An 18254-nucleotide genomic window follows, 5' to 3' on the forward strand; every position below is an offset into this window, starting at 1 on the left:
CGCCCCGCCGGGAAAAAGGCGTAAATGCTGCATTGCCCGTCGTGGTATGGCAGGCGCCCGGTCGGCATGACCCGTGTTGTTATGTGTGAGTTAGCGATGTCCTGCCGTCATTTGCGAGCGCGCTGACGGCCTGTCGGCGCGATAGGCGAAAGTCGCCCCGCTACGTGTGCGCCGCTCGCGCATTCGATGACGTTGGCCTAAAAGGCCTGCGCTAGGCGCCGTCCTGCGCGGATACGGCCCGAATCTGAATGCATGGGCTGACGACAGCGCAAGGTCTTATCGAAAATACCGCCGGATTCGGAAAGGGCGTTATGGTACTGGATGGACGCGCGTTCGTCACCTGCCAAACCGCCGTCGGTGCATCAAAACAGCCCCATTTGCCCGGTGACCAGCATCGTAAAATCATCGTGCAGGAAGGGCAGAATCCCATCCGCCACCGGCTGCAGCTGTTTCTCGACGTAGTGTTGGTAATCCAGCGGCGAATGGCGGGTTTCCAGCGGCTCTGGCCCGTTGACGGTCATGACGTAGCTGATCCAGCCGCCGTTTTGATATTGGAGCGGGCGCCCATGCTCACGGTTGTACTCGTCGGCCATTCGGGCGGCGCGCACTTGCGGCGGGACATTGCGCTGATATTCGCTGAGTTTGTGGCGCAGCCGTTTGCGGTAGACCAATTGGTCGTCCCACTCGCCGTTCTGCGTTTTGCGCACATACTCCCGCACCCACTCCTGATAGTCCTCGCGACGGAAAATTCGCGCGTAGAGCTGCTGCTGGAACTGTTGCGCGAGAGGCGTCCAGTCGCTGCGCACGGTCTCCAGCCCTTTGAACACCATTTGCGGCTCGCCGCCGGCGTCCAACGTCAGCCCGGCGTAGCGCTTTTTACTGCCCTGTTCCGCACCGCGGATTGTGGGCATCAGGAAACGCTGATAATGGGTTTCGTACTCCAGTTCCAGGGCGCACTCCAGCCCCTGGGTCTGCGCCAAATGCTCGCGCCACCACGCGTTCACGTACTGCACCAGTTCCCGGCCGATGGCGTCGGCTTCCTGATCGTTGTGAGCGTGATTGAGCCAGACAAACGTGGAATCAGTATCGCCGTAAATCACCTGATAGCCGCGCGCTTCGATCAGCGCCTGCGTTTGCTGCATGATGTCATGCCCGCGCAGAGTGATGGAGGAGGCCAGTCGGGGATCGAAGAAGCGGCATCCGCTCGATCCCAGTACGCCGTAGAAGGCGTTCATGATGATTTTCAGCGCCTGCGACAACGGCTTGTTGCCGCTCCTTTTCGCCGCCTCGCGCTCCTGCCAGATACTGTCGACAATCGCGGGCAGGCAGTGTTGCTCGCGGGAAAACCATGCGCCGCGGTAGCCTTCAACCGCATGCCGTACGTCCGGGTGCCGCATGCCGACGGTGAGTCCGACGGGGTCGATCAGAAAGGTGCGAATGATGGAGGGGTAGAGGCTTTTATAATCCAACACCAACACGGAGTCATATAAACCCGGACGAGAGTTCATGACGAAGCCGCCGGGGCTGGCTTCCGGCGGGATGTCGCCCAGGTTGGGGGCGACGAAACCCGCTCGGTGCATCCGGGGCAAATAAAGATGGGTAAAGGCCGCCACGGAGCCGCCGCTGCGGTCTGCCGCGAGCCCGGTGAGGCTGGCGCGTTCCAGCAAAAACGGCAGCAGCTCGGTCTTGTCGAAGATGCGCGTCACCAGCTCGCAGTCTTTCAGGTTGTAGTGGGCGAGGGCCGGCTTGTCTTCGGCGAAGCGGCGGTCGATCTCGTCCATCCGCTGGTAAGGGTTATCCATCGCTTTCCCTTCCCCCAACAGCGTCTGCGAGACGAACTCCAGGCTGAAGGAGGCGAAGTTCCAGGTGGCGGACTTGAGCGCTTCAATGCCGTCGACAATCAGTCGGCCGGGGGCGCTGGCGAAAAAGTGCCCCTGCTTGTAGCCGTGTTCCCGCCACTCCAGCTCCGCCTGCTGACGCCCAAGACGCAGCGGGATGCCGTAACGTTCGGCGTGTTTTTGCAGCACCCGCAGGTCGAACTGAACCAGATTCCAGCCGACAATCAGGTCGGGGTCGTACTGCTGGATCCAGTGATTAAGCTGTTCCAGCAGCTGTGGCCGGCTGGAGACATACTCCAGCGTGAGGTCGCCCGCGTCAGCCGGGTCGCCGTTGGGCGGACCCAGCATAAACACCTGCCGCTGGCCGCAGCCTTCCAGGCCGATGCAGTACAGCTCGCCGTGGCGATTGGTTTCGATATCCAGCGACACCATGCGGAGCGGCGGGCGATAGTGCGGTTCAGGTTTCATTCTGGCGTTGAGGATACGCGCTTCCGGTCCGGCATCGCCGTCGAACCAGACCGGGGCAGTAATGAAACGCTCCATCAGAAAACGTTCAGGCGGGCGAATATCGGCTTCATAAATGGGGACGCCAGCTTCCTGCAGCCGTTTTTCGATACGCTGCAACTGGCGATATTGCGGGCAGTAGAGGCCTAGCAGATCTTCGTGGTGAAAGCTTTTCATCCTCAGCGGGCGCAGTTCGGCTTTTTTCTCGCCGTTCAGCGCGGCGCGGACTTCCGCTTCATGGCGAGCGGGGACAAAAGCTACCGCCTGTTGCAGAGGAAGACGCACCCGTTGCGGGCCGTTGTCGGTGGCGAGCCAGAATTCGACCTGTATGCCGGTCGGTGTATCTTGCCAATGGCGGGTGAGCACAAAGCCCTGACGCGGGGAGGAAGCAGTCATAACCTCAGGCCGTATGAAGAAGAAAGACGTTATTAAGTGTGGTTATCTATACAGTGGTTGTCCAGCCTTTTTCGACTGCCACCTGGTGAGGCAGCGCTTTCAATCGCGGTGCGTCCGAAGTCCGAATGATTGATTTGTCTTATGAAAGCCGCGGAAAAATCCGCACCATGCGAACGCAACGTGGGGGGTTATGGTGCAACAGACGCCCATCGCGAGCATTTGAGGCAATCACTTCCTGTTATGTCTGATTTATTGATTGATTAATAACGCGTTTATCCGCCCTGGCTAATTGGCATGGTAATTGCTGATTTTTCCCTTGTGGTGCGGGGTGTTCCCGTGCGCATTTTTGCTGGCAATAGCCCTATACACAGCTTCATTTCACGACAGGAACGTAATCCACTATTCATTGACGAGGCGGAACATGAAGAGAAGAGTTTTCAACACAACGATAGCCGCGGTCTGTGTGTCCTCAGCGCTGGCGGCCGCAAATGTCATGGCGGACGAAGTGAAAATCGGTGTTGTACTGCCCTTGAGCGGCGCGTTGAGCGGTTATGGCCAGCCCTCACAGAAAGGGGTGACGCTGATTAACGGCATGGAGCCTAAATTAGCCAATGGCGATACCGTCAAGCTGATCGTCATCGACGACAAGAGCGACAAGGTTGAAGCTGCCAATGCCATGCAGCGTCTGGTTTCCAGCGACAAGGTGGATGCGGTGATTGGCGAGGTGACCTCGACTAATACGCTGGCGATGACCAAGATGGCGGAAGACACTAAAACGCCGCTGATTTCCCCCACGGCCACCAATGACCGCGTCACCCGCAACCGCGAGTATGTCAGCCGGGTATGCTTCTCCGACAGCTTCCAGGGCGTGGTAGGCGCCAACTTGGCCAGCCGCGATTTGAAAGCCAAGAAAGCGGCCATCATGTTCGACAGCAGTAACGACTACTCCGTCGGTCTGGCGCGCGCCTTCCGCAATCAATTTGTAAAAAACGGCGGCACGATCGCGGTAGAAGTGCAGGCCCCCGGCGGCAGCAAGGATTTCAAAGCGCAGCTCTCCACCGTGAAATCTCACAACGTCGATATGATCTACATGCCGATTTACTACACCGAAGGCGCGCTGATTGCAGTACAGGCCAAGCAACTGGGGCTGAAAGTGCCGGTTGTGGGCGGCGACGGTCTGGCGGCCGATCCAATCTTCTTCAAACTCGGTCAGGACGCGGTGGAAGGCTACATGACCACCGACTACTACTCGCCGAACGCAAAAGAGCAGACGCCGGACGGCGAGAAATTCATTCAGGCCTGGACCGCCAAATATAACGAGCCGACTCATACCTGGGGCGCGATGACGGCGGATGCGTACAAAATGATCGTCGCCGCCATGAATAAGTGCAGCGATCCGCACGATCGCGTTTGCGTGAACAAGAACCTGCGCGCAACCACCAACTTCACCGGTATTACGGGGACGTTGACCCTGAAAGGCGGCGACGCCATTCGTCCTGCGGTCATCAACGAAGTCAAAAACGGACAGCTGGCGTTTAAAACGGTGGTCAATCCTTAATCGGCGGGAAGTAGTAAGGAGCGCACAATGGATTTTGCCGTTTTTTTACAGCAGGTGGTCAATGGCATGAGCTTGGCAGTATGTATGCGCTGATCGCGATTGGTTACACCATGGTGTATGGCGTACTACGGCTGATCAACTTCGCCCATGCGGATATCATGATGGTCGGTGCCTTTGTGGCGCTGATCAGCTTCACCTCCTTCGGGCTGCCTTTCGGGGCAGCTATTTTGTTTTCGGTACTGGTCTCGGCTTTGCTTGGGGTTGCTATCGATCGCATCGCCTATCGCCCACTGCGGCAGGCGTCCAAAATCTCCATGCTGATCACCGCCATCGGCGTCAGCTTCTTTCTGGAGAACCTTTTTAACGTCGTGTTCGGCGGCAGCCCGCGCTTTTTCGAATCGCCGCCGTTTTTCAATCAGACGATGACGCTCGGTCAAATCGTGATTACCCAGGTGGCGTGGATGGTGCCGCTGATCACGCTAGTGCTGCTGGCGATCATTCTGTTCATCCTGTACCGCACCCGACAGGGGATGGCGATCCGGGCGGTGGCGTTCGACGTCAATACCGTTCGACTGATGGGTATTGACGCTAACCACATCATTTCGCTGGTGTTTGCGCTGGGGAGCGCGCTGGCGTCGCTGGGCGGCGTGTTCTATGCCATCAGTTACCCAACTATCGATCCTCTGATGGGGGTATTGATCGGCCTAAAAGCCTTCGCCGCAGCGGTACTGGGCGGGATTGGCAGCGTGACCGGGGCGGTCATCGGCGGCTTTATTCTGGGCTTTACCGAAGTGGTGGCGGTCGCCGTTTTCCCAGAGCTGGGCGGGTACAAAGATGCCTTCGCCTTCCTGTTTTTAATTTTGGTGCTGCTGTTCAGACCGGTGGGCATCATGGGTGATGAACGACTGGAAAGGAGCCGCTTCTGATGAGAATACCGCAGACCTCCTCTTCGCTGCTGTTGTGCTATATCGTTTTGTTTACACTGGCTTTTTTAGGGCTATTCACCCTGCAGCACGCGTTCGATGATTATGTACTTCGAATTATCTGCAACATTTTTATCTTTATGATCCTGGCGGTCAGCTACAACCTGATTAACGGAATCACCGGCCAGCTGTCGTTGGAGCCGAATGGCTTTGTTGCCATCGGCGCTTACGTCACGGCGCTATTGTTGCTGACTGCAGACAACAAAACCGACATGTTCGAAATGGCGTCGCCCAGTCCGTTCATTTTGGTTTTGCACACCACGTTCCTGCCCGCGTTGATCATCAGTGGAATCTGCGCCGCGGTAGTCGCCGTCTGTCTGTCGTTTCCGGTTTTTCGCGTACGCGGCGACTATCTGGCGATTGTCACTCTGGGATTCGGCTTCATTATCAAGATTCTGGCGATCAACAACCCGCAGATTACCAACGGCGCTATCGGACTGAATGAGATCCCGCAGGCGGAACACATTTTGTACTGGTGCGGGTTCATCGCGTTGATCGCGGTACTGTTCGTCCTGCAACTGGTGTATTCCAAATACGGACGGGCGATGAAGGCGGTGCGCGATGATGAGGACGCCGCAATCGCGATGGGGATCAACACCTTCCGCATCAAAACCTGCGCGTTCGCGACCAGCGCCTTTTTCGAAGGTATCGGCGGCGGCCTATTGGCTTCCCTGCTGACCATCATCTCTCCGGATTTGTTCGACTTTATGCTGACGTTCCAGCTGCTGATCATCATCGTGCTGGGCGGGTTGGGCAGCACCACCGGCGCGATCCTGGGGACGATCCTCGTTGTGGGCAGCGGCGAGTGGCTGCGTTTCCTCGACCAGCCATTGACGCTATTCGGCCAGGATCTGGGCGCGCACCCAGGACTGCGGATGGTGGTGTTTTCGCTGGTGCTGTTGATCATCATGCTGTTCGCGCGCGAAGGGCTGCTGGGCAAACAGGAAATCTGGGAAATACGCAGGGGGCGTCAGAATGGCAAATGAGACATTACTTCGCGTCGCGGACGTTACCATGCAGTTTGGCGGGCTGCGCGCCATCGACGGCGTCAGTTTTCAGATAGCGCCCGCGGAGATCTTCGGTTTGATCGGGCCGAACGGCGCAGGAAAAACCACGCTGTTCAACGTGATTACGGCTAACTACAAGCCAACCGGCGGTACGGTGGAGCTGGAGTCTCAGGCGTTGACCGGGCTGAAACCGAATCAGGTGGTGAACCGGGGGATCGCCAGAACGTTCCAGAATATCCGGCTGTTTCCATCCATGACGGTGCTCGACAACGTCTTGATCGGACTCGATCGTTTTATTCATTACTCCTTCCTCGAAGCCGCTTTGCGTTGCGGGCGCTTCTTCATGGCGGAAAAGCGCGCGCAGGAAAAAGCGATGCAACTGCTGGAATATATCGGCATCGCTGAACATGCCCATTCGCTGGCGACCAATCTGAGTTACGGCAATCAGCGTAAGGTGGAGATTGCGCGAGCGCTGGCGACAACGCCCAAATTGCTGTTGCTGGACGAGCCCGCAGCAGGGATGAACCCACGCGAGACGGCCGAACTGGCGCAGCTCATTTTTAAAATGCGGAAGGACTTCGGACTGACGGTGCTGTTGATCGAACATGATATGTCGTTTGTGAACTCCCTGTGCGAGCGGGTGATGGTGCTGGATTACGGCAAGGCACTGTTTAGCGGCACGCCGAATGAGGCCATCAATCATCCTGACGTCATCGCCGCATATTTGGGGGACATCGATTATGCTTAAAGCGACCGACCTACGGGTTTTTTACGGCCTGATTCAGGGGCTGAAGGGGATCGACATTGAGGTCAACAACAGCGAGATCGTGACGTTAATCGGCAGTAACGGCGCCGGGAAAACATCAACGCTGAACGGCATCATCAATCTGGTGAAGTCGACGGGCAGGGTCAATTTTCTCAACGAGGATATCTCCCATCGACAGACGCACCAGATCGTTCGTCATGGGCTGGCGCTGGTGCCGGAAGGGCGCAAGGTGTTCACCAACCTGACCATCGAAGAAAACTTACGGATGGGGGCGTACCACAACCCGGTCAGATTCAGCTATCTGCGCGACAAGATGTATGCCATGTTCCCCCGCTTGAAAGAGCGGCGCAGGCAGTTGGCGGGCACCATGAGCGGCGGTGAGCAGCAGATGCTGGCGATCGCCCGCGCGCTGATGAGCGAACCGGCGTTGTTGATGCTGGACGAGCCGAGTTTGGGCCTTGCGCCGAAGGTGGTGGGCGAGCTGTTCAACATCATCCGCCAGCTGCGTGAGGAGAAGATCACGATCCTCCTGGTCGAGCAGAATGCGACGGCGGCGTTGAAAATCGCCGATCGGGCCTACGTGCTGGAGAACGGCAAAATAGTATTGCAAGGACCCGCGCAGGCGATTCTGGCCAATCCGGAGGTGAAGGCAATGTATCTCGGCGGTTGAGGCTTGCGGGGGAGTTGCCATCCCCGTAATCCTCTGTCGCGAGGGGGCTTCCCGCCTCAGGGGCTGCGCGATGCGTTTATCCAGCAAGCCGCCAGCTGGCGGCTGCGAGGGGCTGCCGTCCGGCGGTTTTCTGCTATTATCCCGAAGTCCTGATTTTTAGCGCAGATAAGTAGGGATTTATGCAAGCCTGGCTTGAGCACCTGGTTACTCAATCGTTGGCCTATTCACTGCTGGCCGTTTTGCTGGTGGCTTTTCTTGAGTCGCTGGCGTTGGTGGGGCTGCTGCTACCGGGCACCTTGATGATGGCGTCGCTGGGCACGTTGATCGGCAGCGGACACGTGGGACTATATCCTGCCTGGGGCGTCGGCATTATCGGCTGCCTGCTGGGGGATTGGATTTCCTATTACATTGGCTGGCGCTTCAAGGACCGGCTGCACGGCTGGTCGTTTGTACAGAAGCACAGCGCCTATCTCTACCGTATCGAAAAAATGCTGCATCAGCATCATATCGCGACCATTCTGGTCGGGCGCTTCATCGGCCCGACCCGGCCACTGATCCCGATGGTCGCCGGGATGCTGGAACTGCCGCCGAAACGATTTTTGGTGCCGAACATCATCGGCTGCCTGACCTGGCCGCCGGTGTATCTGATGCCGGGCATACTGGCGGGGGTGGCGATCGATATTCCCCACGCGGCGGACAGCGGCAGCTTCCGCTGGCTGCTGCTGATTGCCGCGGTGCTGAGCTGGTCCGCCGGATGGTTGCTGTGGCGCGCGTGGCGAGCTCGTCGAGCGCCGTCGGAGGGGGGGTTGACGCCAGCGCGATTACGCTGGCTGGCGCCGATGGTGATGATTGCCGCGGTGATCAGTCTGGTGCTGTTGTGGCAGCACCCGCTGATGTCGGTCTACCTGCACCTGTTGTTGCAAATCTTTCGCGGCTGATTAGCGATAAAATTCCGCTACCTGCTCGAAAATGCGGGTGTCGTCGCCGTGGCGACGCACCTCCAGCACATCTTCCAGTTTTTCCACCTGACTGATCATCTGCGCCAGACGGTCGTCGTCGTTCACCAGCAGCCAAATGCGGCTCTGTTCACCGCCCGGCAGCGGCATACACATGATGCCTTCCACGTTAAATGCCCGGCGGGCGAACAGCCCGCAGACATGAGACATGACGCCGGGATGGTTGCGTACGGACAGCTCGAGCGTGACCTGGGTTGAAGAGGATGCGGTCTGCATAGGGTTAATCTCCAATCATCTCAATGTTGGCGGCGCCCGGCGGCACCATCGGATAAACTTTTTCGTTCACGTCGATCAGCGCATGAATCAGCGCCGGTCCCGGCTGGTTCAGAATGTCGCGCAGGGCGGCCTGCGGATCTTCCTCCGCATTTAAGTCGCAGGTCGCCAGTCCGAATCCGGCGGCAATCGCCAGGAAATTGGCCTGATAGCTGTAGTCGGACGCCACGTAACGCTGCTGGTAGAACAGCTCCTGCTGCTGGTGGACCATCCCCAGCGCCTGATTGTTCATCAGCACGATTTTGACGTTAAGTCGCTGTTCAGCTAGCGTCGCCAGTTCTTGAATATTCATCATCAGGCTGCCGTCGCCGGAGAAGCACACCACCGTGCGATCCGGTTCCGCCAGCGCGGCGCCGATGGCAGCCGGCACGCCAAACCCCATCGTCCCTAAACCGCCAGACGTCAGCCATTGACGCGTGCGGCGCAGCGGGTATGACTGGGCCACCCACATCTGATGCTGACCGACATCGGTTGAGATAATGGCGCTGTCGTCCAGCGATTCGGCCACGGCATGGATCAGGCCGTAGTGGCTCAGCGGATCGTCCTGTTGCAGATTGGCAGGGTATGCCCGCTGCATCTCACCCACCTGCCGGCGCCATTCGTCGCGCTTCTGCGGCTCGATCAGCGGCAGTAACTGCGTCAGTCCCTTAGCGACATCAGCATGCAACGCCACGTGGGGCTGGCGGATTTTGCCCAGCTCGGCGGCGTCGATATCCATGTGGATAATGCTGGCGTTCGGGCAGAACTGCTCGGCTTTGCCGATAGCGCGATCGTCGAAACGCGCGCCCAGCACGATCAACAGATCGGATTGTTGCAGGATCATGTTGGTGGATCGCGCGCCATGCATTCCCAACATGCCCAGCGACAGTGGATGATCGGCAGGCATGGCGCCGAGCGCCATCAGTGTCATGGTGGCGGGGATCCCTGCGGACTCCGCCAGCTGAATTGCCTGCTGATGCGCGCCGGCGCTGACGATCCCGCCGCCGAGATACAGCACGGGACGGCTGGCGGCGTTAATCATCGCGGCCGCTTTCTCAAGGGCCTGCGGTTCGGCAGCCACGGGGGCGTCGTTCGGCGTAGGTGCCGGAAGGGCGTCCAGCTCGATGGTGGCGGTTTGTACGTCTTTCGGCACGTCGATCCACACCGGGCCGGGGCGGCCGGATTGCGCGATGCGGAACGCCTCGTTCATCACATGGGCCAGCTCATTAATGTCGCGTACCAGATAGTTGTGTTTGGTGACCGGAATGGAGATGCCGTAGGTGTCCACTTCCTGAAAGGCGTCGCTGCCGATCATGTTGGAGGAGACCTGAGCGGTGATGCAGACCAACGGGATGGAGTCGAGTTTTGCGTCCGCAATTGCGGTCAGCAGGTTGGTCGCGCCGGGGCCGCTGGAGGCCATGCAGACCGCCGCTTTGCCGCTGGCGCGCGCCATGCCCTGCGCGATGAAACCTGCGCCCTGTTCGTGCCGCGCCAGTACGTGGCGGATGGTTCGGCTTTGTCCCAACGCATCGTACAACGGCAGGGCGGCCCCGCCGGGAATGCCTGTGACGGTCGTGATGCCTTGCTGCTCCAGCATGTGGACGATCAGCTCAGCTCCGGTATAACGCATAGTCATATCCTTTATCAGAGCCGGTGCAGTTTGGGAGCGGGGGGCAGAAAGAACAAACCCCGCTCGGCTGGCGCCGGCGGGGTTTGAGAATCTCTTGTGGATTCGGACCCGTTACGGCGCGTTGCCGACCACGACGACGACCACTAGGCGCACGACGACGACCGCATCGACAAGCGCGGTGTTGGAGAGTGCTAGTGTGGAGGACGTGTGTTTCACGGAGAATCCTGTCATTGGTTTTTTAAACCATGTGTATGGACAAGCCAGGTTCACATGGGCTGTGGCAGACAATAACCCACAACTGTGCAAAGGTCAAAACCTGTTCGCTATCAGTTTTTATTCTGCCCAGCGGGGGCGATCCCGAGAATACCCGCGGCGGCGACGCGACCCTGTTGCAGGTCATCGGTTGAGCCGTCATAAGCCACGCGGCCGTCGACGACCAGCGCCGTGCGACCGGCGATACGGGCGGCATCGTCGAGATGGTGCGACACCATTAGCAGCGTCAGTTGGCGGTCGCGGCACACGCTGTCGACCAGCGTCAGCATTTCCGCGCGCAAGGCCGGGTCGAGCGCGGAAAACGGTTCATCCAGCAGCAAAATCGGCTGCTGACGCAACAGGCAACGCGCCAGTGCCGCCCGCTGCCGCTGGCCGCCGGACACTTGCGACGGCAGCCGATCCAGCAGCGCGGCCAACCCAACGCGTTCGGCGATGCGGGCTAACTCCTCGCGTTGCGGCGGCGTCAGCTTGAGTCCGGGATGCAGTCCCAGCGCGATATTCTGTGACAGCGTCAGGTGGGGAAAGAGATTATTTTCCTGAAACAGGATCGACACCGGTCTTTTAGCCGGCGGCGTCTGGCGGTGGTCGACGCCGTTCAGCGTAAGTTGACCGCTCGCCGCCGGGAGAAAACCGGCGATCAGGCTGAGCAGCGAACTTTTACCCGCGCCGCTGGGGCCGAGCACGGCAACGCGTTCACCGGCTTCCACATGCAAATCGAACTGCATCGGCTGGTGCTGGTAGAGGTAGGTCAGTTTATCGAGAACGATCATAAGCGTCCGCCCGTTTTTCAATCAGAGTAAACAGAACAAAACACAGCAGCAGCAAAAGTAGCGCAGTCACAGCGCCATCGGCGCTGCGGTAAGACCCGATTTGCTGGTACAGATAAAACGGCAGCGTCCGGAACTGCTCGTTGCCGAACAGCGCGATGATGCCGAAATCGCCCAGCGAGAGAATCGAGGCGAACGCCAGCGCCTGCGCGATCGGCGCCCGCAGCGCCCGCAGTTCGATGGTTTGCAGTCGCCGCCAGCCGCGGATATCCAGCGACTGACACAGCAGGTTGTAGCGCTCGGCGATGTCATACATGGGATTCTCCAGCACTTTCAGTGCATAGGGGATCGCCATCAGCGCATTCGTCGTCGCCACCAGCCACAGGGGCGATGTCGGCAGTCCGACGGTGCTGTTGAGCAGCAGGAAAAATCCGCTCGCCAGCACGATGCCGGGCATCGCCAGAATCAGCATGCCGCTGAGATCCAGCAGTTGGCCGGAAAGATTGCGGCGGCGCAGCTTCAGTTCCCGGCTGCTCCACAACAGCATGAGCGTGATTAGTACGCACAACAGGCCGGAGATGATCGCGACCTTCAGTGAAGTCCACAGCGCATCCCACAGCGCAGGCTGACTCAATACGACGGGCAGGGAGGCGTTCACTCCGTCCATCACTACGGCCAGCAGCGGCGGCAGCAGCAGTATTAACGCGGCCACGATCGCCATCGCGTCCGTGATGCGGTTGAACAGCGTGTCCTGAGGGTTACGCCAGCGCGCTTGTTGGCTGTAGCCGACCGGCAGCAGCTTGGCCAGCCGCTGGCTGAGCAGAACCAGACCGAGGCAGCATCCCATCTGGATCAGCGCCAACAGCGAGGCGCGCGCCGGATCGTAGTCGAAGCTTAGCGCCTGATAGATCGCCAGCTCGATGGTGGTGGCTTTGGGTCCGCCGCCCAGCGAAAGCACAACGGCGAAGCTGGCGAAACAGAGCATGAAGATCAGCGCGGCCGCAGGCAGTAGCTGTCGGCGCAGCCACGGCCACTCCACGATGCGAAAGTGCTGCCACTCCCCCATCCCAAGCTGGGCGGCCATCTGCCGCTGTTCGGTGGCGATACCTTCCAGCGCCTGCAGCATTAGGCGCGTGGCCAGCGGCAGGTTAAAGAAAGCGTGTGCCAGCAGTATCCCTCCGAGCCCGTAGGGAGAAAATGCGTAAGGTAGGCCGAACGCCGCCGCTAACTGCGAGAGCCAGCCTTGTCGCCCGTACACGCTCAACAGACCGAACACGGTCACCAACACCGGCAGCACCAGCGTCATGGCGTACAGCCTTAACAGCCAGCGATGCCCCGGAAAACGGCGGCGATAGAGCGCGCGCGCCAGAAAAATCGCCGGAATGGTCGACAGCAGCGTCGAGAGCGACGCCTGCCAAAACGTAAAGCGGATGACGTGCCACAGATAGTCGTCCTGCCACAGCGCGCGCCACGGATTCTGAGGCGCCTGAAGCCACAGCGCGCCGAAGGCCAGCGCGGCGACCACGACCAGCAGCAGCGCGGCGACGGCGCCGGGCCAGAGCCAGCCGGGGATCAGCGGCTGACGGCGCGTTGCCATGCCTGAATCCAGTCGTTGCGCTGCGCGGCGACTTGCTGCGGCGTATACGACAGCGTCGTCGCCGGTTTCTCCAGACGCTGGAAGCCCGCGGGCAGCGGCGTGTCGATGACCGGGTACATCCAGTTCGTGGTTGGAATAAGCTGCTGGAAGGCCGGGCTGACCATGAACTCCAGGAAGCGCTCGGCCAGCTGCGGCTGTTGGCTGCTTGCCAGACGACCGGCGACCTCCACCTGGAGATAGTGTCCCTCGCTGAAGGACGCCGCGACGTAGTTCTCTTTCTTCTCTTCGATGATGTGATAGGCGGGCGAGGTGGTGTAGCTCAGCACCAGATCGGCTTCGCCCTTCAGGAACAGCCCATAGGCTTCGCTCCAGCCTTTGGTGACGGTGACCGTCTTGGCGGCCAGCTTTTGCCAGGCTTGCGGGGCGTCATCGCCATAGACCTTCTGCATCCAGAGCAGCAGGCCGAGGCCCGGCGTGCTGGTACGCGGATCCTGATAAATGACTTTCCACGGTTCTGGGCTGTCGACGAGTTCATGCAGGCTACGCGGTGGGTTTTTCAGTTTGTCGCGGTTATAGATAAAGGCGAAGTAGCCGTAGTCGTAGGGCACGAAGGTGTCATTATGCCAGCCGCCCGGCAGCGAGAGCGCGTCGGTATCGACCGTCCGCTTGCTGAACAGGCCGGTGTGTTCCGCCGCTTGAAGCAGGTTGTTGTCCAGCCCCAGCACGATATCGGCCTGCGTGCGTTTTCCTTCCATTCGCAGACGGTTAAGCAGCGCCACGCCGTCGGCCAGCGCCACGAATTTCAGCTCGCAGCCGCACTCTTTTTCGAACGCGGTTTTCACGCCGGGACCAGGCCCCCATTCGGAGGTGAAGGAGTCGTAGGTGTATACGGTCAGCGTAGGCTTCGCCAACACCGGGGCAGAAAGCATCAACAGGCAGGACAGTAATTTTTTTAACACTTTGCACTCCTGAGAAAAGGGTGGCAAAGGTCTTTGAGCAAGCGGCAAAGCACTCCCAAATCCCTTCGCCGGTATTAACCGGATCAGGTTCGACGGGTATTTTCTCAGCGTAAAGCGGACGGTATGACAGCGCCGGACTTTATCGCACCCCGTTGAGAACTCACGCATTGTAGAGACTTCATGCCTGGAGTCAAAGCGCGCGTCAGTTTTCCGGCGGCGCGAACCAGGCGGACTTGAAATCGAACCATCCCAGCGTATTCATCCGAATGCCGCGCATGCTGCGCTGGCCTTGCAGTTGCAGCCAGTGGTGGAACAGCGGGTGGATCTGTTGCTGAGTCACGAGCGATTGGCTCCAATCCGCCAGCGACCAACTGCCTTGACGCCACTGGCTGGCGTCTTCGGCCAGATCCCGATCCAGGCAGTGCTGCATCAGCGGCAGTTCGTAGAGCAGGGCGAACAGAGAGAACTCCAGCGGCAGATAGAAGTTGGCGCTGCCGAGCCAGATGTCGCTCGGCTCGTCGCCCTGATACCACTCAGCATAGTCGATGCGGCGAACCGACAGCGTAACGCCGTGGGCCGACAGCAGCCGACGGATGATGTCGCCGATGTCCTGATACTCGGCATGCTCATGATAAAAGGTGAGCGTCAGATGCGTGAGATCGGTGGGTTTGTCCTGCGTCAGTCGTGGCTGGGCGTGGTGCCAGCGCGGCAGCAGGCCGTAGGCCGGGGACCAGTTGCACTGGTAAGTTTCGTCAGCGAGTCCGAGCAGGGAGACTGGACTGAGTACCTGACAGAGCCAGTCTCTGATGTCCGGGCGTGAGGTCAGCGGCGAGCGGCGGTCGAATAACAAAAAATAACAGCCTTCCTCCAGCCGATTCTCCAGTTCATTGTTCGGCGAGTTGTCATTTTGTAGTTGGAGCGAGCAGGAGGGCGAGTCCGGCGCGTCCGGCAATACCCAGACGCTGACTTCGTCGATGAGCGCGCGATACCCGAAGTAGTCGTCGAATGCGTTGATTTTCAACTGCGTGTTGCTATTACGCAGTACGGCATAAGGGCCGGTGCCCACCGGGTGGCGGCTGAAGTCGGGGAGCGTTTTCCACTCCTGCGGTAGAATCATCGCGGACACGCTGCCGAGCAGCCAGGGAAACCAGACATCCGGCGTCGTCAGGCGCACGTCCAGCACGGAAGGAATAGGCGACTCAATGGCGAAAATATGTGAAAACAGCGGCATGGCGGTGATGCGTTGCAGAGTAGCGATCACATCTTCCATCGTCAGTTCCCGACCGTGATGGAAACGAACGGCGGGGCGCAGGTAAAAACGCCAGTGCTGGGGCGTGACCTGCTGCCAGTGGTGGGCTAAATCCGGCAGAAGTTCCCCATTTTCCTCATTTATGGTGGTTAACCCGCTAAAGATTTGGCGCGCCAGATGCGTCTCCGAACGTCGTAGCGCCGAGCCGGGCAGCAGATTGCGCATTGGCCGGTAGTAGGCAATGCGCAGCAGATGCTTACCTTGCCGGAAGCTGCGCCCGATGTGGGATAGCAGCATCTGCCGTACTTGCGATTTGTCCCCCACCAACTGCACCAGTTGGTCGATTCGATCCTGCTCCAGCAGGCCTTCCGCCCGTTGTTGCTGGAGGGTCAGGCCGGTATAGAGGAAGCTGAGCCGCGATCGTTTTCCTCGTCCCGCTTCGGCTTCCCACGTCAACCACCCCTCTTCCTGCATAGCTCGCAGCAGCGATCGAATATGCCGTCGCGAGCAGTTGAGGACGCCGGTCAGCTCTTGCAACGTGGTGTCAGTGGGCTGTCCTTGCAGGTGTTGCCACAGCCGGATGAACTGTTGTTGCAATCGAGATGAGGACATAAAGGGGAACTCCTCAGCCTAAAGTCATCAATATATTTTCCCCTATCTTACGTTGATACTTTGTCATAACGAAAGCGCAAATAATGAACGGTCGGAGGGTATGACGATGGCACTATCACGATTATATCGGAGTTATCGCAACATCCTGTCCCTGGGACACTCGGCGTGGGGGCGCTGGTTGTCGGCGTCTCAGCGTCTGGCGCTGCTAATGCAGGTGACGCAGTGGCAGACGGAAGATATGTCTGACGAGGAATACCGTCACTGGATTTGACGGTGACGAGGTTTCTGTTTTCTGAGTGATGGTGAAGCTTTCACCGGCCGGTGGTTATTCCGCCGGCTTTTTTTTGTCCGAAATATGCGACCGCATCTTATGCTAATATGGACTATGGAAGTGAGTAAAGGAACGTCTAAGTCGATATAAACATTCAACCTATGGTAACATGCTAGTAAATGAAACTGGGTTAATCGGTTATAGCGAAATAAAAAACTATCTTGATGTGACCATCCTTCAGTGAGACGTTTCAATTCAGTCTATTACATTAAAACAGGTAAAATAATTCACTATGAAGTTACGCAGAAGAAAGGCACGGCCCATCGTTTTGGGCGATGTCACGATTATTGACGACACGCGTTTACGTAAAGCCATTACCGCAGCTGCGCTCGGCAATGCCATGGAATGGTTCGATTTCGGTGTGTATGGCTTTGTTGCCTACGCTCTGGGTCAGGTCTTTTTCCCCGGCGCTAACCCCAGCGTCCAGATGATCGCCGCGCTGGCGACATTCTCCGTTCCCTTCCTGATTCGTCCGTTGGGCGGGCTGTTCTTCGGCTCGTTGGGCGACAAATACGGCCGTCAGAAAATATTGGCCATCACCATTATCATCATGTCGGTCAGTACCTTCTGTATCGGCTTGATACCGTCCTATAACTCCATTGGGATTTGGGCGCCGATACTGCTGCTGCTGGCCAAAATGGCCCAGGGCTTTTCTGTGGGCGGCGAATATACCGGCGCGTCGATCTTCGTCGCTGAATACTCTCCGGACCGGAAACGCGGCTTCATGGGAAGCTGGCTGGACTTCGGCTCCATCGCCGGGTTTGTGCTGGGCGCGGGCGTCGTAGTGCTGATCTCCGCCATCATCGGCGAAGCAGAGTTCCTGGAATGGGGCTGGCGTATTCCGTTCTTCCTGGCGTTGCCGCTCGGTCTCATCGGTCTCTACCTGCGCCATGCGCTGGAAGAAACGCCGGCGTTCCAGCAGCATGTTGAGAAGATGGAAAAAGACGATCGCGACGGCTTGAGCAGCGGACCGAGAGTCTCGTTCAAAGAGATCGCCACTAAGCACTGGAAAAGCTTGCTGTCCTGTACGGGGCTGGTCATTGCAACCAACGTCACCTATTACATGCTGTTGACGTACATGCCGAGCTACCTGTCGCATAACCTGCACTACTCCGAGAACCACGGTGTGCTGATCATCATCGCTATTATGATCGGGATGCTGTTCGTCCAGCCTGTGATGGGGCTGTTGAGCGACCGCTTTGGACGTAAACCGTTTGTCGTGATCGGCAGCGTGGCGATGTTCCTGCTGGCGATCCCTTGCTTCATGATGATTAACAGCGGCGCCATTGGCCTGATTTTCCTAGGATTGCTGATACTGGCCGTCATTCTGAACGCCTTTACCGGTGTGATGGCCTCTTCGCTGCCGGCGATGTTTCCGACGCACATCCGTTACAGTGCGCTGGCCAGCGCCTTTAACATCTCTATCCTGATTGCAGGTCTGACGCCGACGGCGACCGCGTGGCTGGTTGAGGCCAGCAACAACCTGTTTATGCCTGCCTACTACCTGATGGTGATTGCCGTTATCGGTCTGGTGACGGGTATCTTCATGAAGGAAACGGCTAACAAGCCGCTGAAAGGCGCTACGCCGGCCGCTTCCGACCTGAGTGAGGCCAAAGAGCTGCTGCGAGAGCATCACGATAATATCGAGCACAAAATCGAAGATATTAACGATCAAATCACCCAGTTGGAGAAGAAGCGCCAGTCGCTGATCGACCAGCATCCTCGCATCAACGAATAATCGTTTGCTGCTTCCAGGGAGGCTCTCTGCCTTCCTGACGCTAAAACAGGCAGAAGCCCGCGGGGCCTCTGCCTGTTTTTTTTGCGCCGTTTTCCATAGATTTCCCTG

General features: G+C 58.6%; 15 protein-coding genes, 1 pseudogene and 1 riboswitch. Of the genes and pseudogenes, 8 read left to right on the forward strand and 8 right to left on the reverse strand.

Features of this window, described 5'->3' with window-relative positions; genetic code table 11:
• Nucleotides 1-362: 362 nt before the first annotated feature.
• Entirely contained in the window at nt 363-2738 is a 2376-nt protein-coding gene (locus tag AU511_RS00530; protein ID WP_094108423.1) for a DNA polymerase II, read from the reverse strand.
• Nucleotides 2739-3231: 493 nt separating this feature from the next.
• On the opposite strand from AU511_RS00530, the gene AU511_RS00535 reads away from it, so the two are divergent.
• From AU511_RS00535 to AU511_RS00560, 6 genes and pseudogenes are all read left to right on the forward strand, one after another.
• Entirely contained in the window at nt 3232-4296 is a 1065-nt protein-coding gene (locus tag AU511_RS00535) for an ABC transporter substrate-binding protein (protein WP_420843430.1), read from the forward strand.
• Nucleotides 4297-4323: 27 nt separating this feature from the next.
• Nucleotides 4324-5222 (forward strand): annotated as a pseudogene (locus tag AU511_RS00540) (branched-chain amino acid ABC transporter permease).
• Nucleotides 5222-6265 (forward strand): branched-chain amino acid ABC transporter permease, encoded by a 1044-nt coding sequence (locus AU511_RS00545; protein WP_094108425.1) that lies wholly within the window; start codon nt 5222-5224, stop codon nt 6263-6265. The pseudogene AU511_RS00540 and the gene AU511_RS00545 overlap by 1 nt, the downstream one beginning before the upstream one ends.
• Nucleotides 6255-7034: an ABC transporter ATP-binding protein gene (locus AU511_RS00550; protein WP_094100610.1), complete on the forward strand. Its 780-nt coding sequence runs from the start codon at nt 6255-6257 to the stop codon at nt 7032-7034. The genes AU511_RS00545 and AU511_RS00550 overlap by 11 nt, the downstream gene beginning before the upstream one ends.
• Nucleotides 7027-7722, forward strand: coding sequence for an ABC transporter ATP-binding protein (locus tag AU511_RS00555; protein WP_094108426.1), 696 nt, complete (start codon nt 7027-7029; stop codon nt 7720-7722). Before AU511_RS00550 ends, AU511_RS00555 begins: the two co-directional genes overlap by 8 nt.
• 179 nt (nt 7723-7901) lie before the next feature.
• Entirely contained in the window at nt 7902-8660 is a 759-nt protein-coding gene (locus AU511_RS00560) for a DedA family protein (protein WP_094108427.1), read from the forward strand.
• Here the strand turns inward: AU511_RS00560 and ilvN are convergent, their stop codons facing one another.
• The 7 genes from ilvN to sgrR form a co-directional block, all read right to left on the reverse strand.
• On the reverse strand, nt 8661-8954 hold the full coding sequence (gene ilvN, locus AU511_RS00565) for an acetolactate synthase small subunit (protein WP_094108428.1): 294 nt from the start codon (nt 8952-8954) through the stop codon (nt 8661-8663).
• A gap of 4 nt (nt 8955-8958) precedes the next feature.
• Entirely contained in the window at nt 8959-10620 is a 1662-nt protein-coding gene (gene ilvB / locus AU511_RS00570; protein WP_094100606.1) for an acetolactate synthase large subunit, read from the reverse strand.
• A 111-nt stretch (nt 10621-10731) separates the two neighbouring features.
• Entirely contained in the window at nt 10732-10851 is a 120-nt protein-coding gene (locus tag AU511_RS17155; RefSeq protein WP_118894615.1) for an ilvB operon leader peptide IvbL, read from the reverse strand.
• A 95-nt stretch (nt 10852-10946) separates the two neighbouring features.
• Nucleotides 10947-11663 carry a thiamine ABC transporter ATP-binding protein ThiQ gene (thiQ, locus tag AU511_RS00575; RefSeq protein ID WP_094108429.1) on the reverse strand — a complete coding sequence of 239 codons (717 nt, stop codon included), beginning with the start codon at nt 11661-11663 and terminating at the stop codon, nt 10947-10949.
• A complete protein-coding gene (gene thiP, locus AU511_RS00580) occupies nt 11647-13257 on the reverse strand; it encodes a thiamine/thiamine pyrophosphate ABC transporter permease ThiP (protein WP_094108430.1) in 1611 nt (536 codons plus the stop codon). The genes thiQ and thiP overlap by 17 nt, the downstream gene beginning before the upstream one ends.
• Nucleotides 13233-14216: a thiamine ABC transporter substrate binding subunit gene (gene thiB / locus AU511_RS00585; protein ID WP_094108431.1), complete on the reverse strand. Its 984-nt coding sequence runs from the start codon at nt 14214-14216 to the stop codon at nt 13233-13235. Before thiB ends, thiP begins: the two co-directional genes overlap by 25 nt.
• Before the next feature lie 42 nt (nt 14217-14258).
• Nucleotides 14259-14378: riboswitch (TPP riboswitch) on the reverse strand.
• Between the two features lie 40 nt (nt 14379-14418).
• Nucleotides 14419-16077, reverse strand: coding sequence for an HTH-type transcriptional regulator SgrR (sgrR, locus tag AU511_RS00590; protein ID WP_094108432.1), 1659 nt, complete (start codon nt 16075-16077; stop codon nt 14419-14421).
• A 106-nt stretch (nt 16078-16183) separates the two neighbouring features.
• Here sgrR and sgrT point away from each other — a divergent pair, with 106 nt between their 5' ends.
• A complete protein-coding gene (sgrT, locus tag AU511_RS00595) occupies nt 16184-16348 on the forward strand; it encodes a glucose uptake inhibitor SgrT (protein WP_094108457.1) in 165 nt (54 codons plus the stop codon).
• A gap of 292 nt (nt 16349-16640) precedes the next feature.
• The gene (gene proP / locus AU511_RS00600; RefSeq protein WP_094108433.1) at nt 16641-18146 is read left to right on the forward strand and encodes a glycine betaine/L-proline transporter ProP; all 1506 of its coding nucleotides are present in this window, start codon (nt 16641-16643) and stop codon (nt 18144-18146) included.
• Nucleotides 18147-18254 lie beyond the last annotated feature (108 nt).

Origin of the sequence: Lonsdalea iberica, assembly GCF_002111585.1 — a bacterium.
Taxonomy (GTDB): Bacteria; Pseudomonadota; Gammaproteobacteria; order Enterobacterales; family Enterobacteriaceae; genus Lonsdalea; species Lonsdalea iberica.